The organism is Bradyrhizobium sp., from assembly GCF_035652035.1.
Lineage (GTDB): Bacteria > Pseudomonadota > Alphaproteobacteria > Rhizobiales > Xanthobacteraceae > Bradyrhizobium.
On record NZ_DASREO010000073.1, the window covers coordinates 50,166 to 75,849 of the forward strand.

Annotated in this window: 26 protein-coding genes and 1 tRNA gene; 11 read left to right on the forward strand and 16 right to left on the reverse strand. The window is 62.9% G+C overall.

Annotation, left to right across the window (positions count from 1 at the left end; genetic code table 11):
* The first annotated feature begins 46 nt into the window (after window positions 1–46).
* The 4 genes from VFB05_RS19520 to VFB05_RS19535 are packed head-to-tail and all read left to right on the forward strand — an operon-like array spanning window position 47 to window position 3,333.
* Window positions 47–1,903 carry a DNA polymerase III subunit gamma/tau gene (locus VFB05_RS19520; RefSeq protein WP_325015086.1) on the forward strand — a complete coding sequence of 619 codons (1,857 nt, stop codon included), beginning with the start codon at window positions 47–49 and terminating at the stop codon, window positions 1,901–1,903.
* Between the two features lie 18 nt (window positions 1,904–1,921).
* On the forward strand, window positions 1,922–2,248 hold the full coding sequence (locus VFB05_RS19525) for a YbaB/EbfC family nucleoid-associated protein (RefSeq protein ID WP_325015089.1): 327 nt from the start codon (window positions 1,922–1,924) through the stop codon (window positions 2,246–2,248).
* 4 nt (window positions 2,249–2,252) lie between these two features.
* Complete coding sequence (gene recR, locus VFB05_RS19530) at window positions 2,253–2,858, forward strand: recombination mediator RecR (protein WP_325015090.1); 606 nt, start codon at window positions 2,253–2,255, stop codon at window positions 2,856–2,858.
* Between the two features lie 25 nt (window positions 2,859–2,883).
* The gene (locus VFB05_RS19535; protein ID WP_325015093.1) at window positions 2,884–3,333 is read left to right on the forward strand and encodes a hypothetical protein; all 450 of its coding nucleotides are present in this window, start codon (window positions 2,884–2,886) and stop codon (window positions 3,331–3,333) included.
* A 136-nt stretch (window positions 3,334–3,469) separates the two neighbouring features.
* Here VFB05_RS19535 and VFB05_RS19540 read toward each other — a convergent pair whose 3' ends face one another.
* From VFB05_RS19540 to VFB05_RS19550, 3 genes are all read right to left on the reverse strand, one after another.
* A complete protein-coding gene (locus VFB05_RS19540) occupies window positions 3,470–4,837 on the reverse strand; it encodes an AmpG family muropeptide MFS transporter (RefSeq protein ID WP_325015095.1) in 1,368 nt (455 codons plus the stop codon).
* Between the two features lie 62 nt (window positions 4,838–4,899).
* A complete protein-coding gene (locus tag VFB05_RS19545) occupies window positions 4,900–5,202 on the reverse strand; it encodes a GIY-YIG nuclease family protein (RefSeq protein ID WP_325015097.1) in 303 nt (100 codons plus the stop codon).
* 62 nt (window positions 5,203–5,264) lie between these two features.
* Window positions 5,265–6,470, reverse strand: coding sequence for a DNA recombination protein RmuC (locus VFB05_RS19550; RefSeq protein ID WP_325015099.1), 1,206 nt, complete (start codon window positions 6,468–6,470; stop codon window positions 5,265–5,267).
* A gap of 171 nt (window positions 6,471–6,641) precedes the next feature.
* Between VFB05_RS19550 and def the strand changes: the two genes are divergently transcribed.
* The 3 genes from def (at window position 6,642) to truA (ending at window position 8,995) form a co-directional block, all read left to right on the forward strand.
* Window positions 6,642–7,169 (forward strand): peptide deformylase, encoded by a 528-nt coding sequence (gene def, locus VFB05_RS19555; RefSeq protein ID WP_325015102.1) that lies wholly within the window; start codon window positions 6,642–6,644, stop codon window positions 7,167–7,169.
* Between the two features lie 153 nt (window positions 7,170–7,322).
* Window positions 7,323–8,258 carry a methionyl-tRNA formyltransferase gene (gene fmt / locus VFB05_RS19560; protein WP_325015104.1) on the forward strand — a complete coding sequence of 312 codons (936 nt, stop codon included), beginning with the start codon at window positions 7,323–7,325 and terminating at the stop codon, window positions 8,256–8,258.
* Window positions 8,258–8,995, forward strand: a complete 738-nt coding sequence (truA, locus tag VFB05_RS19565; protein WP_325015106.1) for a tRNA pseudouridine(38-40) synthase TruA — start codon at window positions 8,258–8,260, stop codon at window positions 8,993–8,995. The genes fmt and truA overlap by 1 nt, the downstream gene beginning before the upstream one ends.
* Here truA and VFB05_RS19570 read toward each other — a convergent pair.
* From VFB05_RS19570 to rpmH, 12 genes are all read right to left on the reverse strand, one after another.
* Window positions 8,992–9,666 (reverse strand): dihydrofolate reductase family protein, encoded by a 675-nt coding sequence (locus tag VFB05_RS19570; protein ID WP_325015108.1) that lies wholly within the window; start codon window positions 9,664–9,666, stop codon window positions 8,992–8,994. The genes truA and VFB05_RS19570 overlap by 4 nt on opposite strands.
* A 107-nt stretch (window positions 9,667–9,773) precedes the next feature.
* Window positions 9,774–10,940: a succinyl-diaminopimelate desuccinylase gene (gene dapE, locus VFB05_RS19575; protein ID WP_325015110.1), complete on the reverse strand. Its 1,167-nt coding sequence runs from the start codon at window positions 10,938–10,940 to the stop codon at window positions 9,774–9,776.
* A gap of 68 nt (window positions 10,941–11,008) precedes the next feature.
* Window positions 11,009–11,593, reverse strand: a complete 585-nt coding sequence (locus tag VFB05_RS19580) for a DUF805 domain-containing protein (protein WP_325015113.1) — start codon at window positions 11,591–11,593, stop codon at window positions 11,009–11,011.
* 70 nt (window positions 11,594–11,663) lie between these two features.
* Window positions 11,664–12,509, reverse strand: coding sequence for a 2,3,4,5-tetrahydropyridine-2,6-dicarboxylate N-succinyltransferase (dapD, locus tag VFB05_RS19585; protein ID WP_325015115.1), 846 nt, complete (start codon window positions 12,507–12,509; stop codon window positions 11,664–11,666).
* 200 nt (window positions 12,510–12,709) lie between these two features.
* Window positions 12,710–13,420 carry a pyrimidine 5'-nucleotidase gene (locus tag VFB05_RS19590; RefSeq protein WP_325015117.1) on the reverse strand — a complete coding sequence of 237 codons (711 nt, stop codon included), beginning with the start codon at window positions 13,418–13,420 and terminating at the stop codon, window positions 12,710–12,712.
* 157 nt (window positions 13,421–13,577) lie between these two features.
* On the reverse strand, window positions 13,578–14,576 hold the full coding sequence (locus VFB05_RS19595) for a DUF1036 domain-containing protein (RefSeq protein ID WP_325015168.1): 999 nt from the start codon (window positions 14,574–14,576) through the stop codon (window positions 13,578–13,580).
* A 17-nt stretch (window positions 14,577–14,593) separates the two neighbouring features.
* Window positions 14,594–15,490, reverse strand: a complete 897-nt coding sequence (gene argB, locus VFB05_RS19600; RefSeq protein ID WP_325015119.1) for an acetylglutamate kinase — start codon at window positions 15,488–15,490, stop codon at window positions 14,594–14,596.
* Between the two features lie 78 nt (window positions 15,491–15,568).
* A complete protein-coding gene (locus tag VFB05_RS19605) occupies window positions 15,569–15,940 on the reverse strand; it encodes a DUF423 domain-containing protein (protein WP_325015121.1) in 372 nt (123 codons plus the stop codon).
* Window positions 15,937–16,590: a ribosome biogenesis GTP-binding protein YihA/YsxC gene (gene yihA, locus VFB05_RS19610; protein WP_325015123.1), complete on the reverse strand. Its 654-nt coding sequence runs from the start codon at window positions 16,588–16,590 to the stop codon at window positions 15,937–15,939. The genes VFB05_RS19605 and yihA overlap by 4 nt, the downstream gene beginning before the upstream one ends.
* Window positions 16,591–16,722: 132 nt before the next feature.
* Entirely contained in the window at window positions 16,723–18,585 is a 1,863-nt protein-coding gene (yidC, locus tag VFB05_RS19615; RefSeq protein WP_325015125.1) for a membrane protein insertase YidC, read from the reverse strand.
* Between the two features lie 31 nt (window positions 18,586–18,616).
* Complete coding sequence (rnpA, locus tag VFB05_RS19620) at window positions 18,617–19,000, reverse strand: ribonuclease P protein component (RefSeq protein ID WP_325015127.1); 384 nt, start codon at window positions 18,998–19,000, stop codon at window positions 18,617–18,619.
* A gap of 36 nt (window positions 19,001–19,036) precedes the next feature.
* Window positions 19,037–19,171: a 50S ribosomal protein L34 gene (rpmH, locus tag VFB05_RS19625; RefSeq protein WP_024509263.1), complete on the reverse strand. Its 135-nt coding sequence runs from the start codon at window positions 19,169–19,171 to the stop codon at window positions 19,037–19,039.
* A 425-nt stretch (window positions 19,172–19,596) separates the two neighbouring features.
* Between rpmH and VFB05_RS19630 the strand changes: the two genes are divergently transcribed.
* Window positions 19,597–21,042 (forward strand): HAMP domain-containing sensor histidine kinase, encoded by a 1,446-nt coding sequence (locus VFB05_RS19630; RefSeq protein ID WP_325015131.1) that lies wholly within the window; start codon window positions 19,597–19,599, stop codon window positions 21,040–21,042.
* Window positions 21,043–21,304: 262 nt separating this feature from the next.
* Window positions 21,305–21,381 (forward strand) — tRNA-Arg (locus VFB05_RS19635).
* Window positions 21,382–21,770: 389 nt separating this feature from the next.
* Here VFB05_RS19635 and VFB05_RS19640 read toward each other — a convergent pair.
* Window positions 21,771–22,643, reverse strand: coding sequence for an ArdC family protein (locus tag VFB05_RS19640; RefSeq protein ID WP_325015133.1), 873 nt, complete (start codon window positions 22,641–22,643; stop codon window positions 21,771–21,773).
* A 339-nt stretch (window positions 22,644–22,982) separates the two neighbouring features.
* Here VFB05_RS19640 and VFB05_RS19645 point away from each other — a divergent pair, with 339 nt between their 5' ends.
* Complete coding sequence (locus tag VFB05_RS19645; RefSeq protein ID WP_325015135.1) at window positions 22,983–24,752, forward strand: AIPR family protein; 1,770 nt, start codon at window positions 22,983–22,985, stop codon at window positions 24,750–24,752.
* 57 nt (window positions 24,753–24,809) lie between these two features.
* Window positions 24,810–25,619, forward strand: a complete 810-nt coding sequence (locus VFB05_RS19650; RefSeq protein ID WP_325015137.1) for a CBS domain-containing protein — start codon at window positions 24,810–24,812, stop codon at window positions 25,617–25,619.
* The last annotated feature ends 65 nt before the right edge of the window (window positions 25,620–25,684 follow it).

Sequence of the window (25,684 nt, forward strand, 5' to 3'; positions counted from 1 at the left end):
CAGCCGATCGAAGCCGGCCGAAAGACGTTCATTTGCGGATCGATCGATGACCGACGCCGGCGCCCCTCCCGTAAAGCCCGATCATGCTGCCTCCGGTGGCCTTGATCTGGGCAATCCGGAGAGCGGCGCCAAACCCTATCGCGTCCTCGCTCGGAAATACCGCCCGTCCAGCTTTGCCGACCTGATCGGCCAGGATGCCGTGGTGCGTACGGTCTCCAATGCCTTCGAGACTGGCCGCATTCCGCAGGCCTGGATCCTGACCGGTGTGCGCGGGGTCGGCAAGACCACCACCGCCCGCATCCTCGCCCGGGCGCTCAATTACGAGCTGCCGGACGGCTCCGTGAAGGGGCCGACCATCAACATGCCGACACTGGGCGTGCACTGCCAGGCGATCATGGAAAGCCGGCACATGGACGTGCTGGAGATGGACGCCGCCTCCCATACCGGCGTCGACGATGTCAGGCAGATCAATGACAGCGTGCGCTACGCGCCGGCCAGCGCCCGCTACAAGGTCTACATCATCGACGAAGTCCATATGCTCTCGACGGCGGCGTTCAACGCGTTCCTGAAGACGCTGGAGGAGCCGCCGGAGCACGCCAAGTTCGTCTTCGCCACCACCGAAATCCGCAAAGTGCCGGTGACGGTGCTGTCGCGCTGCCAGCGGTTTGATTTGCGCCGGGTGGAGGCGGATGTCCTGATGAAGCATCTCGCCAATATCGCCGGCAAGGAAGGCGTCGCGATCGAGCCTGAGGCGCTCGGCATTATCGCGCGCGCGGCCGAAGGCTCGGTGCGTGATTCGCTGTCGCTGCTCGACCAGGCGATCGCGCACGCCGCCGGCGAGGTGCGGGCGGATGCGGTGCGGCAGATGCTCGGGCTCGCCGACCGCACGCGCGTGATCGACCTGTTCGATGCGCTGATGCGTGGCGACATCGCCGGCGCGTTCGGCGAGTTCCGCGAGCAATATGATACTGGCGCCGATCCGATCGTGGTGCTGTCGGATCTGGCCGAGTTTGTGAACTTCGTCACCCGGGTCAAGGCCGTGCCGGCGACCGCTGACAGCGTCGCCTATAGCGAGACCGAGCGGCTGCGCGCGCGCGATTTTGCGACCAAGCTGTCGATGCGGGTGCTGTCGCGGGCCTGGCAGATGCTGCTCAAGGGCATCACCGAGACGCAAGCTGCGACGCGGCCTGCGGCGGCTGCCGAAATGGTGCTGGTGCGGATCGCCTATGTCGCAGATCTGCCGACGCCGGACGAGGCTATCAGGATGATCGAGCAAAACGGCGGCGCCTCCGCGACGATTGCACCCGGCGCGGCCCCGCGCGGCGCGCCGGCCTCGACCGTTTCCTCGATGTCCGCGCCTGTCGCGCGCGCACCTGCGCCGGCGGCGCCGCGCGCCGAAACCTCGGCTCGCGCGCAGCCGCAGATGGTCGCACCAGAATCGGCGGCTGCGCCGGCGCTGAGGATCACGAGCTTTGCGCAGCTCGTCGCCCTGGCGGGCGAGAAGCGCGATCTCCTGACCAAGTCGGCGCTGGAGGCCGACATGCGCCTGGTCCGCATCGAGGATGGCCGGCTCGAGGTCGCACTGGAACCCAACGCCTCGCGCACCATGGTCACCGAGCTCTCTCGCAAGCTGGAGCTATGGACCGGACGGCGCTGGACGGTCGTGCTCTCCAACGAGGCGGGACAGCCGACACTGCGCGAGCAGAACCTGGTCAAGAAGAACGAGCGCGAGCGCGCCGCCGAGGCCGACCCGCGCGTCAGGGAAGTGCTGGCACGTTTCCCGGGCGCGCGCATTATCGAGGTGCGCAAGCTTGCCGCCGAGCCGCCGGAATCCGATATTAGCGCGGGCGGCACAGGCGACGACGAGTTCGGCGGCGATGGTCCGGCCGACTTCGACGACTAATTTCAAAAGGAAACACCGATGCCCGATTTTCTCGGCATGATGAAGCAGGCGGCGCAGCTGCAGTCCAAGATGCAGGCGATGCAGGAAGAGCTCGGCAATGTCGAGGTCGAGGGGCTCGCCGGCGGCGGGCTGGTGGCCGTGCGCATGACTGCCAAGATGGACGTCAAGGGCGTGAAGATCGATCCTTCGCTGCTCAAGCCGGAAGAGGTCGGGATCCTGGAGGATCTGCTTGTAACTGCGCACGCCGATGCGCGGCGCAAGGCGGAGACGGCGATGCAGGAGAAGATGCAGTCGCTTGCCGGCGGCCTTGGGCTGCCGCCGGGACTGTTGGGGCTCGGTTCGTAACGCAATGCCTGCCGCCGTTGCCGGTCCTGAAATCGAGCGGCTGATCCAGCTCCTGGCGCGCCTGCCGGGGCTCGGGCCGCGCTCGGCGCGGCGTGCCGCGCTGCATCTGATCAAGAAGCGCGAGGCGCTGATGACGCCGCTCGCGAGCGCGCTTCAGGTTGCGATCGACAAGATCCAGGTCTGCAAGACCTGCGGCAATATCGATACCCAAAATCCCTGCACCGTCTGCACCGATCCGCGCCGCGACGGCGCGATCATCGTGGTGGTCGCCGACGTCGCCGATCTCTGGGCGCTGGAGCGGGCGACCGCGACCAACGGACGATATCACGTGCTCGGCGGCACGCTGTCGCCGCTCGATGGCGTCGGCCCGCAGGACCTTACCATCGATGGGCTCATCAGACGCGCCCACGAGGCCGAGGTGACAGAAATCATTCTCGCGCTCAATGCAACCGTGGATGGGCAGACCACCGCGCATTACATCACCGACCTGCTTCAGGACGCCAATGTCAGGGTGACGCGGCTCGCCCATGGGGTGCCGGTCGGCGGCGAGCTTGATTATCTCGACGAAGGCACGCTATCTGCCGCGATGCGCCAGCGCACACTGTTCTAGCCAAAATAAAACGGAAGACTGACGAATGACGAAGCGACGATTCGCCATGGGCTTGGCCTTTGCGTCCATTTTGCTGGCAAGCTTTCCGGCCTCGGCAGGCCGGGCGCAAGGACAGGACGAGGTGAAGCCGGACAATGCACCGCTGAAAGCCGGCAAGCCGATCAATGCCGGCGACGTGCTGTCGGGCGAGCTCAACACCATGCATGTGCGCGACCCCAAGCAGCAGGGCAAGCGGATCGCGACGTTCCAGATCACCACCGAGCCGCGCCGCCTGCCGGCGCCGAGCGGGCTCTGCAACCTCGAGACCGGGCCCGAGACCTTTCAGCTCGTCACCACCAGCAGCGCCCAGGCGAGCCAGCTGAAATCGCTGGTCGGCAAGGAGATCTCGGTCAAGGTCGACGAGGTCACCTGCGCCCAGGACGCCGGGCAGATGAGCGAAGCGGTGATCACCAAATGGAGCCTGGTGCGGCACTAATTTTTGTCATCGCCCGGCACTCGACCGCGCGATCCAGTACGCCGAGGCTTCTCGGTTCGAGCGCTGAAGCCTCTGGAATACTGGATCACCCGCTTTCGCGGGTGATGACGACCGAAATGATGGCGGCCGCGACCAATCAAACCTTCACCGGCCCCAACGCCTCGAAATGCCCGCGGCGATCGAGCCAGGCGAGCAGGATGAGGCTCGGGACCGCGACCAGAACGCAGATCACGAAGAACAGCGGCCATCCGGCGGCTTTTGCGACAAAACCCGCGCCTGACGACAGGTAGGTGCGGCCGACTGCGGCGAGTGCGGTGAGCAGCGCATACTGGGTCGCGGTGTGCAGCGGGTTCTGGCACAGCGCCGAGAGATAGGCGACGAAGATCACGGTGCCGATGGCGCTGGTGAAATTCTCCGTCGTGATCGCGAGCGCCAGCGCCCAGTGGCTGGTGCCCGACAGCGCGAGCCAGGAGAAGGAGAGATTGGCGACCGCCTGCAGGCTGCCGCCGATCAGGAGGCTTGCCGCAAGCGAGTAACGCCGCGCGACAAAGCCGCCGGCAAAACCGCCAATCAAAGTCGCAGCGAGCCCGACGCCCTTGACGATGGTGGCATAATCGTTGCGGGAGAAGCCGAGGTCGATCACGAACGGCGCGGTCATGGTGCCGGAGAAGGCGTCGGTGAACTTGAACAGCACCACGAACGCAAGCGCTGCCATGGCATCCTTGCGGGTGAGGAACTCGGTAAAGGCACCGGTCGCCGCATGCAGCACACGGACAAACGCCGCCTCCGCGTGGGTTTTTGCCTCGGCGCGGATTGATTGTTCCGGCTCGGTCGCCAGCAGCGCGGTGACGGTGCCGATCAGCACCATCGCGGCCATCACCACGTAGCCCCACATCCAGGCCGCGCTGCGTGCGAGCCCGGTGGATTCGAATCCGCTGACGATGAACAGCGCGCCCGCGGTCGAGACCAGCATGCCGATGCGGTAGGCCGCGACATAGGAGGCCATGCCGGCAGCCTGCTCGCTTTCGGGCAGGCTCTCGACGCGGAAGGCATCGACCACGATGTCCTGGGTCGAGGACGCAGTCGCGACCAGCAGCGCCGCCAGCGCGACGAAGGGCGGCGAACGCGCGGGATCGGTGATCGCCAGCAGCAGGATGGTTGCGATCAGCAGCAGCTGCGAGAACAACAGCCAGCCGCGGCGACGACCGAAGCGCGTCGTGAACAACGGCACATGCAGCGCATCGACCAGCGGCGCCCACAGGAACTTCAGCGTGTAGGGCGTGCCGACCAGCGCGAACAGCCCGATGGTGCCGAGATCGACCCCGGCCTCCCGCATCCACACCAGCAATGTCGAGCCGGACAGCGCCAGCGGCAGCCCGGAGGAGAAGCCGAGGAACAGCACGATCAGCACCCGCGGCTGCAGGTAGACGGCAAAGCTGTCGCGCCAGGAGGTTTTGGCGGCGGGGGTGGTGTTTGTCTCGCTCGCGATCTCGGGTGCGGTCATGCGATCCTAAAGGCTGTCATCGCCCGGCTTGACCGGGCGATCCAGTATCCCAGAGACCGAAGTCATGGGCTACCGGCAATCCCCGGATAAAGATCGTTCCAATCAGGATTGTCTTTTTCGATCAGCGAAATCTTCCACGAGCGGGTCCATTTCTTGAGCCGCTTCTCCCGGTGAATCGCCTGCTCGATGTCATCGAAGCACTCAAAATAGACCAGTCGGGCAACTCCATACCGTTTGGTGAAGGCCTCGGCGCTCTTCAATTTGTGTTCCCCGACGCGCCGAATGAGATCATTGGTCACGCCGATGTAGAGCGTGCCGCCGATTTTGCTGGCGAGGATGTAGACGTAATAGGTGCGTGCTCCCATCTGCAGCCTCTGGGATACTGGGTCGCCCGGTCAAGCCGGGCGATGACACCTGAATTTGCGGTTCACTCCCCCGCCTGCAGCTTGCGGACCGGGAACAGTTCAGGTGTCCCGGTCTTCACCAGCTTCGGCCCCTCGGCCGGAGCGTCGGTCTTGCTGAAATCCAGTTCCTCGATTCGCCCCGCGCGCTTCTCGATCTTGTCGGCGGAGATCAGGATCTGCCTGATGTCCTCGTTCACATCGCCAAAATGCTTCTGCAGCTTGAGCACGCGCTCGCGCAGGCGTCCGAGGTCGTCGCCGAGATTGATCAACTCGGTGCGGATCTGGTCGGTGGCGTCGCGGATGCGGGCGTCCTTCATGATCTGCTGCATCACCTGGATCGCCAGCATCAGAAGCGACGGCGATACCAGCACGACGCGGGCGCGATAGGCCTTCTGGATCACGTCGTCGAAGCCGTCATGGATTTCGGCATAGACCGATTCCGAGGGCACGAACATCAATGCGGAATCCTGCGTCTCGCCGGCAATCAGATATTTCTCGGCGATGTCGCTGACATGCTTCAGCACGTCGGTGCGCAGCCGCTGCGAGGCGAGCTTGCGCTCCTCGTCGCTGCGCGCATCGTGCAGCGCCGTCATCGCCTCCAGCGGGAATTTCGCGTCGATGCAGAGCGGGCGCTGGTCGGGCAGGAACACCACGCAATCCGGCCGCTTGCCGCTGGAGAGGGTGTACTGGAACTCGTAGGCCCCCTTCGGCAGGCCGTCCTGCACGATCGCTTCCATCCGCGCCTGGCCGAAGGCGCCGCGCGACTGCTTGTTGGCGAGCACGTCGCGCAAAGTCGTAACCTGGGTGGTGAGATGGGAGAGGTTCTTCTGCGCATCGTCGATGATGCCGAGCCGCTCATGCAGCACGCGCAGGGAATCCATGGTGTTGCGCGTGGTCTGCTCCATCGACTGGCCGACGCGATGGGTCACCGAATCCAGCCGCTCATTGACCGCGCGCGCCATCTCGGCCTGCCGTCCGGCGAGCGCCTGTCCCATGGCGTCGGTGCGGACATTGGCCTCGCTCTGGGCGCGCATCAGCTCGGTGAGCCGCTGCTCGAGCTCGTCGGCGCGCAGGGCCTGCTGCAGCGCGAGGTCGGCGCCGCGGCGGCCCGACCGCGCAACCACGATGACGATGGAAAGCAACAGGACGAGCACAAGCGCGCCGAAACCGAGCAGCGCCTCGCCGGCATGGACGGGCCAGCCGTCGATCATGAAAAGAATCTGGTTCATGCGGTCCTCTCTAACCCGATTCGCAGCCCAAAGCGAACGAAGAGAGAACGTTTATGGTTAATGGCCGGTGAAATTTGATGGTTAATGCAGCGTTAAATTTCATGGTTAGCGGGACGTTAACGGGTTCCCTGGCGGATTGACCGCCTGGCGCGAAGTGCCTAAATCGCGGCCATGGCCCTCAAGGAAATCATCATCCTGCCGGACAAGCGGCTCCGGCTCGTCTCCAAACCTGTCGAGAAGATCACGCCGGAGATCCGGAAGCTGGTCGACGACATGTTCGAGACCATGTACGACGCGCCCGGCATCGGGCTCGCGGCGATCCAGGTTGCCGAGCCGCTGCGGCTCATCACCATGGACCTTGCGAAAAAGAGCGAGGACGGCGAGACCAACCGCGAGCCGCGCGTCTTCATCAATCCGGAAATTCTCTCCTCGTCGGAGGAACTGTCGACCTATGAGGAAGGCTGCCTGTCGATCCCCGAATATTACGAGGAGGTCGAGCGTCCGGCCAGGGTGCGCGTGCGCTACACCGATCTCGACGGCAAGCTGCATGAGGAGGATGCCGAAGGGCTGTTCGCCACCTGCATCCAGCACGAGATCGATCATCTCAACGGCGTCCTGTTCATCGACTATCTGTCGAAGCTCAAGCGCGACCGCGTGAACAAGAAATTCGAAAAGGCCGCCAAGCGCGCGGCGGAATAGTAATAGGCAACAACGTAACCCCGCGCTCGGTCGGCCCTCTCCCCCCTTGCGGGGGAGAGCTGGAGAGGGGGGTACCACACGCACCGATCGTGGGGCTTACCCCCCTCCCTAGCCCTCCCCCGCAAGGGGGAGGGAACGCAGCGAGCAAGCATCATGCCCCTTCGCCTGATCTTCATGGGCACGCCGGATTTCTCGGTGCCGACGCTCGCCGAGCTCGCCGCGCATGGACACGACATCGCGGCGGTTTATACGCGTGCGCCGAAACCGGCCGGACGCCGTGGCCTGACGCTGCAGCCGACGCCGGTGGAAGAGGCGGCGCGGCGGCTGGGCATTCCGGTATTCACGCCAAAGACCCTGAAGACGCCGGAGGCGATTGACCAGTTTCGCGCGCACAATGCCGATGCCGCGGTGGTCGTCGCCTACGGCATGATCCTGCCGCAAGCCATTCTCGACGCGCCAAAGCTCGGTTGCTTCAATTTGCATGCCTCGCTCCTGCCGCGCTGGCGCGGGGCTGCGCCGATCAATCGCGCCATCATGGCCGGTGATGCCGAGACCGGCGTCATGGTGATGAAGATGGATGTCGGGCTCGATACCGGCGATGTCGCGATGGCCGAGCGCGTCGCCATCACCGACGAGATGACTGCAGCCGATTTGCATGACCGCTTGTCGCGGCTCGGCGCCGATCTCACCGTGCGCGCGATGGCTGCACTTGAGCGCGGGCAGCTGCAGCTCACGAAACAGCCGGACGACGGTGTGACCTACGCCGCCAAGATCGACAAGGCCGAGGCGCATATCGACTGGAGCCGGCCCGCGCACGCGGTGCTGCGCCACATCCATGGTCTGTCGCCGTTCCCCGGCGGCTGGAGCGAGCTGCAGACTGCCGGCGAGCCGGCGCGGATCAAGATCCTGCGCTGTGCGCTTGCCGATGGGGCCGGCACGCCGGGCGAAGTTCTGGACGATCAGCTCACCATTGCCTGCGCGCAAGGCGCGATCCGGATCATCGAGCTGCAGCGCGCCGGCAAGGCCCCGATGAAGGCGGCGGAGTTCTTGAACGGCACGCCGCTGAAGCGCGGCGCGCGGTTCGCCTGATGCCCCGCTACAAGCTCACCATCGAATATGACGGCGCGCCGTTCTGCGGCTGGCAACTGCAGGAGCATCTGCTCTCGGTGCAGGGCGCGCTGGAGACCGCGGTGGAAGCGATGTGTGGCAAGCCGGTTCGCGTCCATGGGTCGGGACGCACCGATGCCGGCGTGCATGCGCTCGGGCAGGTCGCGCATTGCGACATCGCAAAGCCGTTTCCGGCCGATCGTCTGCGCGATGGTTTGAACGCGCATCTGCGCCCGCATCCGATCGCGGTGCGCGAGGTGGAGATTGTGCCTGAAACCTTCGAGGCGCGCTTCTCCGCCAAGAAGCGCCACTACCTCTATCGGATCAAGAACACCCGCGCCAATCTCGCGCTCGACATCGGCCGGGTCTGGCGCGTGCCGCGGCGGCTCGATGCGGAAGCGATGCACGAAGCCGCACAGCGGCTGATCGGCAAGCATGATTTCACGACCTTCCGCGACACCGAGTGCCAGGCGAAATCGCCGGAGAAGACGCTCGATCAGCTCGACGTCACGCGTGAGGGCGATGCGATCAATATCGTGACCTCGGCGCGCTCGTTCCTGCACAGCCAGGTGCGCTCGATGGTGGGCTCGCTGGTCTGGGTCGGCGAAGGCCGCTGGAGCGCCGATGACCTCGCCGCAGCGCTAGCCGCACGCAACCGCGCCGCCTGCGGCGTGGTCGCGCCGCCGGAGGGGCTGTATCTGGTGCGGGTGGAATACTAGCCGTGTCTGCGCAGCACGATGTGGGTGGCAGCCGGGGTCGCCACATGCTCGGCCCGCTGATAGCCGATGCGAACCAGATCCATGTCGGCGAACAGGCTCTCGCCCGATCCAAGCAAGGTCGGCGCCATCACAAGATGCAATTCGGCGACCAGGCCGGCGCGCAGATATTGCCGAACCGTCGCAACGCCGCCGCCAAGCCGGACGTCCTTGCCGCCAGCGGCTTCCCGCGCGCGCTGCAACGCGACCTCGATGCCATCAGTGACGAAGTGGAATACCGTGCCGCCCTTCATTGCGATCGGCGCGCGGGCGTGGTGCGTCAGCACGAACACGTCGCAATGATAGGGCGGCTCATCGCCCCACCAGCCCTTCCAACTCTCGTCCGGCCAGGCGCCGCGGACAGGGCCAAACATGTTGCGCCCCAAAATCCAGGCGCCGATATTCTCAAAGCCGCGCGCGGCGAAACCATTGTCGAGCCCGGTCGTGCCGTCATCCTTGCCGGCATGCATCTTTTGAAACGTTCGGGTCGGAAATACCCATTCATGCAGCGCCATGCCGCCGACGCCCATCGGGTTGTTGATGTCCTGGCTCGGACCGGCGCCATAGCCGTCGGCAGACACGCCGAAACAGCGGACCACGAGTTTGGCTGGCTTGCTTGATAGCGTCGTCGACATGGTTGGCTCCCGGAAATTGGTGTCCTTCCATGGACGAATGAGGCGGGGGCGATCCTACAAACGTGAGGCGATGGTCTGCCGATTTTTTGCCTGACGCGCGGACCTTGTCAGGCGAAATACCGGTCCAAGATCCCGCGGTAGATCCTCGTCAGCTGCTCGATATCCTTAACTGCCGCGCGCTCGTCGACCTGGTGCATGGTCTGGCCGACTAGGCCGAACTCGATCACCGGACAATAGCTCGCAATGAAGCGCGCGTCCGAGGTGCCACCCGTGGTGGAGAGCTCCGGCCTGCGTCCCGTTACTTCTTCGATTGCGGCGACCGCGAGATCGGTGAACGGCCCCGGCTTTGTCAGGAACACGTTGGAGTTCGACGGCAGCCACTCGATCCGCGCGCGGATGCGGTTGCCGGCGGCCTTTGCTACGCGCGCCTCGACCAGCTTGCGCAGCGACTCCTGCGTATGCAGGTCGTTATAGCGGATGTTGAATTTCGCCCGCGCCTGGCCCGGGATCACATTGGTCGCGGTATTGCCGACATCGACCGAGGTGAACTCCAGATTGGACGGCTGGAACTGCGCACTGCCGCGATCGAGCGGCTGGTCGGCGATCGCCACGATCAGCCGCGCCATGTCAGGCACGGGATTGTGCGCGCGATGCGGATAGGCCACATGGCCCTGCACGCCTTCGACAATCAGCGTGCCGGATTGCGAACCGCGGCGGCCGATCTTGATGCAGTCGCCCATCGCCTCCTGATTGCTCGGCTCGCCCAGCACGCAATGGTCGAACTTGTCGCCGCGCGCGGCGACCCATTGCAGGAGCTTGACCGTGCCATTGACCGAGACATCTTCCTCGTCGCCGGTGATCAGGAACGAGATCGAGCCCTCGCCATCGCCTCGCGGTCTGCCGCCATTGGTCTTGAGATAGTCCAGCACGGCGGCGACGCTGCAGGCGATGCCGCCCTTCATGTCGACCGCGCCGCGGCCGTAGACAAAACCGTCCTTCACCTCGCCCGAGAAGGCACCAACGTTCCAGGCACTCTCGTCGCCCGCGGGCACCACGTCGGTGTGGCCGGCGAATGTGATATGCGGGGCGCTGTCGCCGATGCGGGCATAGAGATTGTCGATGTCGGCCGTTCCGGGCTCGCTGAAGGTGACGCGGTGCACCGCGAAGCCGGCGGCCTTCAGAAGGTTTTCGAGGACGCCGAGCGCACCGGCATCAGCAGGCGTTACAGACGGGCAGCGGATGAGATCGCGGACGATCGAGAGAGCATCGGTCATGCCCCTCGATTAACACGCGGCTACGGCGGCGGGCTACCTTTGTGGGGCACAAATTCGATCTCCGTGTCCTACGTCCAGCCCGTCCCGCGCCCGCTTGCGTGAGCAGAGCGCGACCGCGATTGCTGCTTGCCCAGCGGATTGGGGCCGAAGCGGTTCGGCCAGCGCGTGCCCTTGAGGATGTACATTTCGATGCCGCCCCAGAGGTAGAGCAGGCTGAAGACCCAGGTGACCAGCAGGTATGGGTCGTACGCGCCGACCCGGTCGGAAAACTGGCTGAGGAGCCCCGGCAGCACAAAGAACGGCACCATCCACCAGCCGCTGCGGTCGCGGTCATGCAGCCGCTTGATCGAGGTGGCGAAATAGATCCACAGCAGGATCGGAAGGCCGATCAGATAGCCAATGATCGCAACCAGCTCGCCGCGCGAGGCCATGCGATAGGTCGCCGGATCGAGCAAAGTGAAGACTTCCTCGACGCCGAAATGGAAATACTTCGGCTGCTCCGCCAACAGCCCCGCGCGCGACAACAGCTCGATCACGAGAACCAGCATCCAGATGGTGAAAACCATCCAGCCGGCGCAAACCAACATCGCCAGCCAGTATTTGGCGCGGTTGATGCGGCCGCGGAAGCTGAAGAGATACCAGTTCCAGTCCATGCGCGAGCTCCGGAGCGGGCATAGCCCGGCCCGGAAGATTGGTCGCGCGGAGTCAGCTCCCGGTTCGAGGTTAGTCCCGCAGCAGCTCGTTGATGCTGGTCTTGGCGCGGGTGCGCTCGTCGACGCGCTTGACGATGACGGCGCAGGCGGTCGCAGGACCCGGCTGGCCATTTTTCAGCGGCTTGGCAGGCAGTGTGCCCGGCACCACCACGGCGTATTCCGGCACCTCGCCAACAAAGATCTCGCCGGTCTCGCGGTCCACGATCTTGGTCGAGGCGCCCAGGAAGACGCCCATCGAGAGCACCGCGCCCTTGCGCACGATCACGCCCTCGGCGACCTCGCTGCGGGCGCCGATGAAGCAATCGTCCTCGACGATCACGGGCTCGGCCTGCAGCGGCTCCAGCACGCCGCCGACGCCGACGCCGCCGGAAATGTGCACGCGCTTGCCGATCTGGGCGCAGGAGCCGACGGTCGACCAGGTGTCGACCATGGTCGCTTCATCGACATAGGCGCCGAGATTGACGAACGACGGCATCAGCACGACGTTCCTGGCGATGAAGGCCGAGCGGCGCACGATCGCGCCCGGGACGGCGCGAAAACCCGCATCGCGAAAACGGCTCTCGCCCCAGCCCTCGAATTTCGACGGCACCTTGTCCCACCAGGCGGCCTTGCCCGGGCCGCCCGGGATCACACTCATGTCGTTGAGGCGGAACGACAGCAGCACGGCCTTTTTCAGCCACTGATTGACCTTCCACTTGCCGCTCGCCTCGCGCTCGGCAACCCGTGCCTCGCCCTTGTCGAGCAGCTCGAGCGCGCCCTCCACGGCCTCGCGCACCTCGCCCCGGGTCGCGGTCGAAACGCCGTCGCGCGCATCGAAAGCGGCGTTGATGGTGGATTCGAGAGCGGACAAGGACATCGCGGGTGATCCCTGATTTTGGGAGGAGGGAAGGCGTTTTTCGGGATTTGGGGGGACGGTGTCAAGCCGCACTGCCACGTCGTCCCGGCGAAAGCCGGGACCCATACCGCGGAATCTATCGATTTCGGGCGGTGCTCGACGACGTCCTTCGCCAAACTCCGCCCTGGGGTTATGGGCCCCGGCTTTCGCCGGGGCGACGGCTAGCTGTTAGGTTGCGCCAGCGTTTCCAAAAACCCCGTCAGATCATCCGTCACATGGTCCACATGGGCGGCGTCGCGGCCTTCGAGCTCCCAGTCCTCGCGGATCACGTCCTTGGTGCCGTCGGGCACCACAAGCACCGTGGTCATGCCGAGCTGATGCGGGATGAGGAGGTTGCGGGCGAGGTCCTCGAACATCGCAGCCTTGGTCGGATCGACGTCATGCAGCGTCAAGAATCGCTCATAGGTCTGCGCCGCGGGCTTCGGCTCGAGCTCGGCGGCGATGATGTCGAACACGCCGTCGAAATGGCCGCGCAGCGCCAGCCGTTCCAGCACCTTCTCGACATGGTCGACCGAGCCGTTGGTCAGGATCAGCTTGCGGCCGGGCAGTTTCCTGATAGCCGCGCCCATCGCAGGATTGGGCTCGAGCGGCGAATGGTCGATCTGGTGCACATAAGCGAGATAATCGTCGGCGCGCACACCGTGCAGCGTCATCATTCCGCGCATGGTGGTGCCGAAGCGCTGATAGTAGTCCTTCTGGATCAACCGCGCCTGGTCCTCGGTGATGTTGAGCCAGCGGCTGACATATTCGCTGATGCGCTTGTCGACCTGCTGCCACAGATTGACGTGATGCGGATAGAGCGTGTTGTCGAGGTCGAACACCCAGGTGTCGACATGATCGAAACTGCGGGGCGGATGTTTAGGTGATGGCATCGCTCTCTCAAGTGGTCGTCCCGGCGAAGGCCGGGACCTATACCGCGGAATTTATCAATGTGGCACGCTTTGCGATGACGTCCTTCGCAAAACGCGGTCCTGGGGTTATGGATCCCGGCCTGCGCCGGGACGACAGCGGAGCAAAGAGCAACACCTGTCACGGCATCGCAAAACGCAGGGTCTTGCCGCCGCTGGCCATGTCGACCGCGGCAAAGCCGGTGGCGGCAAAGCCGCGACTGGTGCACTCGCCCTGCTCGTTGGTTTCGAACTTGCTCTCGCGGGTGCAGAGTTCTTTTGTCCCGCCCCAGTTCAAGGGCTTGTCCTTCAGCTTGATGGTGTGGTTGTCGGCATCGACGGCTTCCGCGAAACTGTAGACCTGCTTCGGCTGGCCGCTGATGTCGGGATGCAGGCATTTGCCGGGATCGATGCGATACCAGCCGCGGCTGACCACGCTCTTGCCGTCGTCGGTGCCGACCGCCGCCATCACCTTGTGCGGCGTGTCGTTGCACCAGGTCAGCCCGGTGGCGGAGGGCTGTTGCACCGCGTCGATCATGGTGGCGAAGAAGTTCGGCGACTGCACCGTGTCGGCGGGCAGGTTGTGGCTCTTCAGAAACGAGGACAGCGCGCCTTGCGTCTTCGGTCCGTCGACGCCGTCGATGGGCGCGGCATCGTAGCCCGCGATCACCAGCAGGCGCTGAATGCCCGCGAGCCGCGCCTGCTCGTCATCATATTCGGAATCCTCGGCGAGATAGGCCACCATATTGCCGTCGTCGGTCTGGCTTGGCGTGACCTGGGTGAACGGCACGGGAGTTTGTCCCGAACGGCACTCGCGGGCCGCCGCGATGACGAAATTGCCTGGCGCCACGCACAGCGTATCGCTGCCGTTCTGCGGCAGGGGCGAGGCGCCATAGACGCCGAGCGCACGGGCGTTGAGCAGGATGCGGTCGGCGGTCAGCGTGCCCTGCACCACGACGCGGCAGGCGGCGGGATCGATGCGAAACCAGCCTCGCGTCGCGGTCGCCGCCTTGTCGTCGATGCCGATCGCGGCCTCGACGACATAGCTCATGCGGTTGCAGATCTTGAGGTCGGCGAAGGCCGGTGCGGAGGAGACGAAGAACGAAACCATCGCTGCCGGCACCGCCGGCAGCAGGCGCATGAGATGGTTGCGTGCCATCACTTGTGGATCAGCGTGCCGGTGCCCTGATTGGTGAACAACTCGAGCAGCACGGCGTGCTGCATCTTGCCGTCGATGATCACGACGCCCTCGACGCCCTGTTCCAGCGCATAGATACAGGTCTCGACCTTTGGGATCATGCCGCCGGAAATGGTCCCGTCGGCGATCAGATTGCGCGCGTCCTTGACCGAGAGCTGCGGGATCAGCTTCTTCGACTTGTCGAGCACGCCGGGCACATCGGTCAGCAGCAACAGCCGCTTGGCCTTGAGCGCGCCGGCGATGGCGCCGGCAAAGGTGTCGGCGTTGACGTTGAAGGTCTGGCCCGTAGCCGAGGTTGCAAGCGGGGCCAGCACCGGGATCAGCTCATAGCCGATCAGCTGGTTCAGAAGCGTGAGGTCGACCTTCTCGGGCTCGCCGACAAAGCCGAGATCGATCACCTTTTCGATATGCGAGCCCGGGTCGACCATGGTGCGGTTCGCCTTCACCGCGCGCACCATGTTGCCGTCCTTGCCGCACAGACCGACGGCCTTGCCGCCGGCCTCGTTGATGTAGCCGACCAGCTGCTTGTTGATTGATCCGGCCAGCACCATCTCGACGATCTCGATGGTCGCGGCGTCGGTGATGCGCAGGCCTGCTGCAAATTCCGACTGGATGCCGAGGCGCTTCAACATGGTCGCGATCTGCGGCCCGCCGCCATGCACCACCACCGGGTTGATCGCGGTCTGCTCCAAGAGCACGATGTCGCGGGCGAACTGACGGGCGGTCTCCTCCGCGCCCATGGCGTGGCCGCCATACTTGATGACGATGGTTTCCTCGTCATATTGCTGCATATGCGGCAGCGCTTCGGACAGGATGCGGGCCTGATCGAGCGGGCTGATGTCGGGCGCGTCGGTCATGGAATGAATCTCTTCACGGAGTGGGATGCGGCGAAACCGGCCGCGGTTCTATCCGATTGGTACGGACAGCGCAAAGCGTCAGGCGGGGCGGGGCCAGGCAGCGGAAACCGCCAGCAGGAGCCAGCTCAGGATCAGCAGCGTGCCGCCGGTCGGCGCCGCGAAGGGAAACAGGCTGTGGCCGGCAAGGTGTCGTACCGTCAGATCGCCCGCGAACAAGAAGGCCGCCACGACAAAGCCGGCGGTTGCGACCAGCCCGACCCTCGCATGGATGAGGCCGCGCTCGGCGAGCGCGACGGCGCCGATCACGGCGCTGGCGTGAAACAGCAGCATGGAGGAGGCCGGCGCAAGCAGCGCGGCGTCGCCGCCATGGGCCGACAGCGCAGCCAGGATCACGCCGTCGGCGCCCATCAGGCCGGCCAGGATGACAAGAATACGACCGAACTTGCTCACGAGCTGCGCTCCTCCAGAAGCCGCATGATGGCTGCGCGCAGTTCGGCCATGCCCTCGCCCGAGCGCGAGGATGTCGCGAGCACGTCCGGGAAGGCCGCCGGATGTTTTGCCAGAGCCGCCTTTGTCGCCTCGATGCATGCCGCGAGCTCGGCGGGCTTCACCTGGTCGGCCTTGGTCAGGACGAGCTGATAGCTGACGGCCGCCTTATCCAGCGTCTTGAGAATCTCCGTGTCGACGTCCTTCAGCCCATGCCGTGAATCGATCAGCACGTAGACCCGCGCCAGCGAGGCGCGTCCGAGCAGGAATTTGTGGATCAGCGTGGTCCAGGCCGCGACCTTGGTCTTCGGCGCCTGGGCGTAGCCGTAGCCGGGCATGTCGACCAGGCGCAGCCCGCCCGTCGGCGGGCCCTCGAAAAAGATCAGCTCTTGCGTCCGGCCCGGTGTGTGCGAGGTGCGCGCGAGCGCGTTGCGGCCGGTGAGCGCGTTGATCAGCGAGGACTTGCCGACATTGGAGCGGCCGGCAAAGGCGATCTCGACCGCGCCCATCGGCGGCAGCGTCTCGATCGAGGGCGCCGCATAGGCAAAGCGCCAGTCGCCGGCGAATAGTTTCCGCCCGGCTTCGATCAGCTCCGTATCCGGCTCGGTCGTCATGAAGGCCCTCACCACCGTCATTGCGAGGAGCGAAGCGACGAAGCAATCCAGAGTGGTGGGCGTGGCCCTGGATTGCTTCGCTTCGCTCGCAATGACGGTGTCCCTTGCTGCGTCCTTTCCCGGACGGGTGGGTTACGCCGTCTTCTTTTTAAGACCCAACGTCCCGCGGATGTTGTCGAACAGCTCCACCTTCACGCCATTGCGGCGCATGATGAAGCTCTGCTGGAGCACCGAAAGCGTATTGTTCCAGGCCCAGTAGATGACGAGACCCGCCGGAAATCCGGCCAGCATGAAGGTGAAGATCAGCGGCATCCAGTCGAAGATCATCTTCTGCGTCGGGTCCGGCGGCGTCGGGTTCAGCTTCATCTGGAACCACATCGTGATGCCCATGATGATCGGCCAGATGCCCAGCGCGAGATAATGGCCGAACACCGGGATCTGCGTGGGATCGCCGGGGATCAGCCCGAACAGCGTGAAGATGTTGGTCGGATCCGGCGCCGAGAGGTCCTTGATCCAGCCATAGAACGGCGCATGCCGCATTTCGATGGTGACGAACAGCACCTTGTAGAGCGAGAAGAACACCGGGATCTGGATCAGGACGGGAAGACAGCCGGCGATCGGGTTGATCTTCTCCTTCTTGTAGATCTCCATCATCTCCTGCTGCTGCTTCACCCGGTCGTCGGGATAGCGCTCCTTGAGCGCCTGCAGCTGCGGCTGCACCGATTTCATCTTCGCCATCGAGGCGTAGGACTTGTTGGCGAGCGGGAAGAACAGAAGCTTCACGATCACCGTCACCAAGAGGATCGAGATGCCGAAATTGCCGAAGAAGCGATAGAAGAAGTCCAGCGCCAGGAACATCGGCTTGGTGATGAAGTAGAAATAGCCCCAGTCGATCAAGAGATCGAAGTGGTTCAAGCCGAGCTCGCGGTTGTAGCCGCCAAAGCCGAGGATCGGGAAATTGAGGCCGACCACGCTTGCTTCCTTGGCGCCGGCAAACAGCCGGGTCGAGGCCGAGGCGCTGCCGCCGATCGCAACCGTCTGCGGATCTTCGAGATAGTCGGTCTGGTAGTCGTGGCGGGTGCCGACCTGGCTCGAGGAGAAGCGGGCCTGGATCTGGGCGCTGGTGTCCGGCAGCAGCGCCGAGGCCCAGTATTTGTCGGTGATGCCGAGCCAGCCATTGGTGACCTTCCAGCCGACCGACTTGGCCTCATCGATCTTCTTGTAGGTGTATTGCTGCAGGCCCTCGTCGCCGAGATAGCCGATCAGGCCCTCATGCAGGATGTAATAGCCGGAGACCTGCGGGGTGCCGTGGCGCGAGATCAGCGCGTAAGGATAGAGCGTGACCGGCGCGTTCCCGACATTGTTGACCTCGTCCTTGATGGTGAAGACGTAGCGGTCGTCGATCGAGATGGTGCGGTGGAAGGTCAGGCCTTCGCCATTGTCATATTTCAGCTTGAGCGGATTGGTCGGGGTCAGGCTGCCGGTGCTCTCCTGCTGCCAGAGCGTGTTCTGGTCGGGCAGATGCACATTGGTGCCGGCCGCGCCCACCCAGCCGAACTCGGCGTAATAGGGCGCAGCGGTGCCGGAGGGAGAATAGAGCACGATCGGCGGCGAATGCGGATCCACGGTCTCGCGGAATTTCACCAGCGACAGATCGTCGATGCGTGCGCCTTTCAACGAGATGCTGCCGACCACGCTGGGCGTTTCGATCTTGACGCGGGGGCCGGCTTCGATCGCCTCGTCGCGGCTGACGGAGGGCGCGTTGGCGGCCGCCGACGGCGCGCTCGCGGGAGCATTGCCGCCCTGCGGCTGGGTCGCGGGCGAGGCGGCCGGCGCCGGCTGCGCCGGGCTTTGGGTGGATTTGGCGAGTTCGGCCTGCTGCTGCTGGAGCGCGCGCTGCTTCTCCATCTGCGGAATGTTGTAGAAATATTGCCAGCCGATCAGCACGATGCCGGACAGGATGATGGCAATGATGGTGTTGCGATTTTCAAGCATCAGTCAGGATCTCGTCGTCCAATCCGATTGGTCAGGCGCGCGCCTTGGCGTTGTGCCCAGCTATTGTGGTCGGTGCAGCCTGCTTCGCAGCCTGCCGATCGAGACGACCCAGCGCGTTGCCGAGATCGTCGAGCATAGTGGTGAAGTCGCGCGATAGCGCTGCGCGCCGCCCGATCAGCACATAGTCACTGTGCGGTCGCAGCGCCATGACATCGAGCCGCCGCACCAGCTCGCGCAGGCGCCGCCGGATGCGGTTCCGCTCGGTGGCGGTGCCGTTTTTCTTGGATACGGTGAAGCCGACCCGGACCGGACCGGAATCCTGACGGGGGCGGCTTTGCAGCGTAAATGCCGGAGCGGATACCCGCGCGCCAGTGGCGACAGCGAGGAAGTCCGCCCGCTGCCTTAGCCGCTCCATGGGGGAATCTCCGGCGAGAAACGCCTTGGGATAGGATCAGGCGCTCAGGCGCTTGCGGCCACGGGCACGACGTGCGGCCAGGACCTTCTTGCCGCCGGTGGTGGCCAGACGGGCGCGAAAGCCGTGACGGCGCTTGCGCACCAGTTTAGAGGGTTGATAAGTCCGCTTCACGGGTCGTTCTCCGCTGACCGGGCAATCTGCGTCTTGAGATGCCGTTGAAAGAGTTGAGAGCTTAACGGTCCGGATGCTTCAGGCCCAAAAACGGGCCGCGTCCGGCCCATCAAGACCGGCCCTGGTAGAGGCCAAGGGCATCACGGACAATTTGGCGCGGCTTATACGGGAGGCCGCCGGCCGCGTCAATTGTTCGGGATTGCCGGAAAGACAGCAAAGATGCCGAATAATCCGGCTTTTTCGGGGTTCTAAACCCAAAGGATGGCGTCCGTCGGCAATTAGGGGTAGATCAGGGCTCTGGCGGACATTAGCGATCCGTAATTTGACCGGCGCAGGCGGCGAGCCGCATGCTGCGCCGCGGTACAATAGGTGCATCAGAGGCTACTCCGAGCGTGTCAGCGACTGCCGACGAGCCGGCCACCCAAATGCCCCCGCGACGACTGCCGCGCCGGCTCGGTCTGTCCGGGAAACTCCTGCTTCTGACTATTCCGCTGGTCATGATCGCGGGCGTGCTGATGTATGTGCCCGCGATCGCCAATTTCTGGACCAACCGCCTGAACGACCGCCTCGCGGCCGCCAATACCGCGGCGCTGGTGCTCGATGCCGCGCCGCTCGGCATGGTCCCGGATTCGCTGGCGCGGCAGATTCTCACCAGCATCCAGGCCCGCGCGGTGGCGATCAAGATGGGCCAGCAGCGGCGGCTGCTTGCCAGCGCCGACCTGCCGGCCTCGATCGACCACGACATCGACGTTCGCAACATGACGGTGTGGCAGGCGATCACCGGCTCGTTCGAGATGATGTTCGAGACCGGCCACGAGGTGATCCGCATCATCGGTCCCGCCTCGGGTGATGCGCAGTTCATCGAGGTGGTGACGGACGAGCGGCCGCTGCGCCAGGCGATGTTCCGCTTCTCCCGCAATCTCCTGGTGGTGTCGCTGGTCATCGCGATCCTGACTGCGGCACTGGTCTATCTCGCTTTGCATTTCCTGTTCGTGCGGCCGATGCGGCGGCTGACCGCGAGCCTGATGGATTTCCATGAAAACCCGGAGAGCTCGGCGCGCATCATCGTGCCGAGCCAGCGCGGCGACGAGATCGGGGTCGCCGAGCGCGAGCTCTCCGACATGCAGCGCGACCTCGTTTCGATGCTGCATCAGAAGAGCCGGCTCGCAGCCCTTGGCCTCGCCGTCTCCAAGATCAACCACGATTTGCGCAACCTGCTGGCCTCGGCGCAGCTGATCTCCGACCAGCTTGCCAGTGTGCCCGACCCGCGGGTGCAGCGCTTTGCGCCCAAGCTCGTGCGCTCGCTGGAGCGGGCGATCGCGTTCTGCCAGTCGACCCTCTCCTATGGCCGCGCCCAGGAGGCTGCGCCCGATCGCCGCATGGTCCCGATCGAGCCGATCGTGGTCGAGGTGCGCGAGACCGCGGGTCTTGCCAACGATGCGTCCATCAGCTGGATCACCGCGATCGAGCGGGGCCTGACGGCGGATGCCGATCCCGACCAGCTGTTCCGCGTGATGCTCAACCTGGTGCGCAACGCCGCCCAGGCGCTGGAGAGCAATCCGAACAGCGACCGCTCCTCCATGCAGATCCGGGTCTCCGGCCGTCGCGAGGGCGCCGTCACCATCCTGGAGGTCTCGGACACCGGCCCGGGCGTGCCGCAAAAGACCCGTGAGCATCTGTTCGAGGCGTTCCAGACCTCCGGCCGCCCCGGCGGCAGCGGGCTCGGCCTTGCCATCGCCGCCGAGCTCGTCCGCGCTCATGACGGCGACATCCAGCTGGTCGAAGGCACCATCGGCGCCACGTTCCGGATCGTGATACCGGACCGCCCGGTGGAACTGTTGTCCATCCGCACCGAGCGTCAACGGGCGTAAGGTCAACCAGAGGTTAAAGGTCTCCGGTCCCGTTCGTCTCCGTCATTCCGGGGCGGTCCGACAGGACCGGACCCGGAATCCCGAGATTGCGGGCTCGCCTCTTCGAGGCGCCCCGGAATGACGCTGTAAAATGGCTGGCAGAACTCCGAAACCGGACCTTGCCATTTGCCCCCGGAGCCGTTAGGAGGGGGCCGCTTTCGCCGCCGCCCCGATCTTCACGGACGGCCGCGGGCTTCACGCCCGCACCACTCACGCGAAACACGCGCCCGTAGCTCAGCTGGATAGAGCATCAGACTACGAATCTGAGGGTCGGACGTTCGAATCGTTCCGGGCGCGCCAGCAACTTGCTGAACATCATGGGCTTTTTTGGATATCGAAAGAGTGTAGCTTCCATAAGCGACCTTCATGGAAGCAATATGGAAGCGCGGCGATGCCCTTAACGTGGGTCCTTTGACCGAATGACGTCCTTGCACTGCCTTGCTCGCTAGCCAAGCGCGACGAAGACACCGCGTTCCGATACGCTGAATAGCTACTCGGAAATGGCCCGCGCGCCGCCCCTTCAGGCGCATGACCGCGCCGGCGGAAGTGCCAGAACCATCCGGAATCCACCCTGCCGAACGTCTCGAGCGATCGATCGGCGTAGAACACCTCAATGCTTACCCCCGTCACGGGGTCGACATCGAAGAGCGGCGCGAACCTGGGGTTCCGGTGATCGAAGCTGTGCGTTGTCATGCCGCAGCCTCCGCGTCCGCAATGGCCAAGCCGCGGAGATAGTCGGCGGCCTTTGACGCTTGGCTGCAGGCGGTGAAGAACGCTCGCTTGTCGGCCCTCAAGAGTTCGATCCAGTGGCTAATGTAGCCCGCGTGCCTGAGATCACCATCAAAGCCGAACTCTGCGCACAGGAACGCGGCGCCGAGTTCCGCAACAAGTTCTTCTGCCGCGTAATTCCGGGAGCCAAAGCGGTTCTTCAAATCTCGATCAAGGCGAGAACTGTGCGCCGTCCAGTGTGTCAGCTCATGGAATGCTACATTGTAGAACTGGTCCGCGCCTTTGAACGCCTCGAATGCCGGCATGGAGATGAAATCTCGGCTCGGCACATAGAAGGCTTCGCCATGTCCTTCGCGTATGTCCGCTCTCGTGGAGCGCAAGAATTGATCGGCCAAGTCGTCGCGTGCATCTGGATTGCGAACGCGCGCCGGCTTACCCGCGGTGACGCTTTCCTGCAGCCCTTCGCACTGACCGACGTTGAACACGGTGTATTCCCGCATCATCGGGACCAACCGCGCCGGTGAGTTGTTGTCCGCGTCTTCTTTGACTTCGAGCTGCTTGATGAAATACACCTTCGTGCCGCGCTCGCCCTTGCGAACATGTCCGCCCAACTCCAAGGCCTGTTTGAACGTAAGATAGCGAGGCGTTCGATATCCCGCCGCTTGCGCCATCCACAGCAGAACGACATTGCACCCGGAGTAGGGTCGATTGGTCACTGCGTTGCATGGAACATTCCCGGGCGTCGCCGACCATGGCTTGATCCATGGCGCCGCGCCGGCTTCAAGCTCGGCAACAATGCGCGCCGAGACTTCCGCATAGAAGTCGCGTTTCATGAGTACCCGCTTGTGGCTGAAGCGACCAAGGGAGGTCGCGTTGTTACAGCCGTGTCGGGGCGCTCAGGGCGGGCGCTTCAAAATTCACCCCCCGGGGTACTTGGACAGGCGGGGGGCCTCGCGCGCGCCGAGACATGGGTCGAAAATATGTAGTCCCAGTTTTTCGCGCGTTAAGACTTCTTAATCGCGTTCGCCCACGAGGCCTCAAGTATTGGGGTCAGACCCGCTTTCTTGTCCTGCAACTAAACGCATTTTTGCGCGCCGACGCCGACCTTGCATTGCGGATGAAAGTGTCATTCAATTCTGGATCAAAAGGCCCCATGCAAAAAAGGGCGAGTAGTGGCGATAACAGATCAAGCCATCGATCAGGCTTATTCCGACCTAAGGCGAACGTCCGGTGGTCAGCGCAACGACTATTTCGCGCTGCTATATCTGATTCAGGAATTTGGCATCGAACGTGACATTGCTATCGAGCAAGTGGCCTTCGGTGGGAACGATTATGGCGTCGACGGTTTCCACTTTGATGCTGAGAAGCGCAACTTTTATCTATTCCAGTTCAAATGGTCGAATTCGTACGAGCAGTTCAAACCGTCGTTCAAGCGGCTAACCGATTTTGGTATGGAGCGAATTTTCGGAGCGCAAAAGCAAGATCAACATCAGAATCAGCTGCTGTTGCAGATCAAAAGCTGTCTTTTGGAGAATGAGGCGATTATCGATCGCGTTTACATTCACTTCGTTTTCACAGGAGATCCGGCAGAAGCTGAAAGAAGTCAGGTGCTGGATAAGTTGCGCGAAGATTTAGAGAACAAGAAATACCTAATCGACCAGCGCTTCGGCCGCCCGGTCACCATGGTTATTGAGTTTCGTTCAGCCCGGACGCGGAAAGTTGGATCAGCGGCTCACCTGCGCAAGACCCACAGCTATCCAATTGAGCTGGATGCCACGATATCTCGGGAAGGGCCCCACGGCGAGTTGATGACGGTAGGATTCATGCGGCTAACCGACCTTCATGCGATGCACAAGGAGATGGGAGAGCGCTTCTTTGAGCGGAATATCCGCGCCGCTTTGCCAGAAGATAAAGCGGTAAACCGTTCAATCCAGCAATCTATCAAAAGAATCATAATTGATGGCAAAGAGAGCGCAAAGGTGTTCGCGTTCAATCACAACGGCGTCACCTTGTTTGCGGAAGACCTGCATCAGCAGAATGGCGCGTTCAAGATAACCGAGCCACGGCTCCTTAACGGAGCGCAAACTGTAACCACGTTTGGGCGCTTCATAAAAGCAAATGAAGGAAATCGGAAGTTTTCGGAGCATAAGGAAGCCCTGGATGAGCTCCGTGTCATGTGTCGCATTATTACAGAGGCGACCCCCGACTTCGTGACAAATGTCACAATCAATAACAATCGACAGAATCCGGTTGATCCTTGGAATTTGCACGCAAACGATCTGATCCAGCTTGAACTGCAAGATAGATTTCGAGATGAACTCGGGATCTACTACGAGCGGCAGGAGCAGGCTTTTACCAACCTGAGCGACGAGGAGCTTGAGGAGCAGGGAATCACGGAGCATAAGGCGCTAGAACTGACAAAAATCGCTCGTGCGTTTCTAGTGGTCGATGGAGATATCGATAAGCTTGCTCGGTTTAGAGAAGTGTTCGAGGACGAGCGGATTTATAATCAGTTGTTCAATGAGAGCCGGTTAAGGTCCGACCTACGAAAAATCGTGCTATGTTATAAGATTCAGTTCAGGCTCGGGCGTCTCAGTTACGACATCGTCGATAAGGGTGCGAATAAGTACGCCTATGTTCTTCGTTCGCGCAATCTGCTATGGGCATTGCTCTGCCAAGCGATCCTGAACGATCAAAAATTGGAAGAACGTGCAGAAAAATTCGGCCGGGGGCTAAGTCTCGAAGCTCAATACACGGAGTGGCTTTCAACGCTTGCTACGACGCGATGTCGCTTCATCTTGGCGGACCTTGTGGCGGACAAGGCATATGCAGCTAAAACTGCGGAGGGAAATTTTAGTTTCATGCGCACCAATGCCGCTTACAAACGAGCCATGGAAATTGCGTACAAGCGATGGCGATGGGTGGAAAAGCGGCTGAAATAGCCGCCAAGCTTCCGAAAGAAGTTGAACCATTAAACTCAGGTTGGTTGTAGGCTTGAAATGGTCAAGCGTTGGGCTAGTGACACGCCGGAACCAAAAGACGCCTACGAGGCCCTGCACGAAGGCCTGACTGTTGATCTAATCTGTACCCCAGTCGCGTCCCTGAAGACTTGCAAGCCTGACGATCTAATTTCAGACGTAATAAAGCAGAACCCTGACGATTTCGATTTCCTGCCGGTTGTTGACGAGAACAATCGGTTCATCGGGATGTTTTGCGCGGCTGAGCACAGGCACCATCAAACTTTGGACACTGTGTGGCGTTGTTTTTCGCCGCTTTCGGAGAAATACCTCATTGGTGCTGATGCGAGCATTTTGGACTTCCTTCTCGATGCGGACCAACGCCAATGTCGACTTGTGCTCTCACGGTCAAAGATCGTCGGCTTGGTTAGTCTTTCTGATTTACAAAAATTGCCAGTCAGAGCTGCGATATTTGCGCTGGTTACCGGGCTTGAAATTACGATGGCGCAGCGCATTCGGGAGTTTTACCCGGCAGACGCGGACTGGTTGTGTCATTTAGCGAGCCGACGGCAAGAGAAGATCGAAGAGGAGAGGAGGAAGGCTAAGGACGACGATAGTTACGTCGACGCGCTATTGTTCACGCAATTCTGTGACAAGAGAGATATTTTGGAACAACACCTTCCCAAGGAGCGGAGGCGTGTCTTTAGTGAGGCATTGAACCGAATTGAATGCCTGAGGAACAATATCGCCCACGCAAACGAATATGCTTCCTCGCTAACCGAAGCAAAGACCGTATGCGAGGTGATTCGGGAGTTGCTGCTTTTGAGGAACGAGCTTCGGAGGCTTGATTGAGACAATATCGCTTTGTTCTCGGGTGGGCTGACAAGGTAAAACCCTCAAACGGTGGGGCGCTCGTC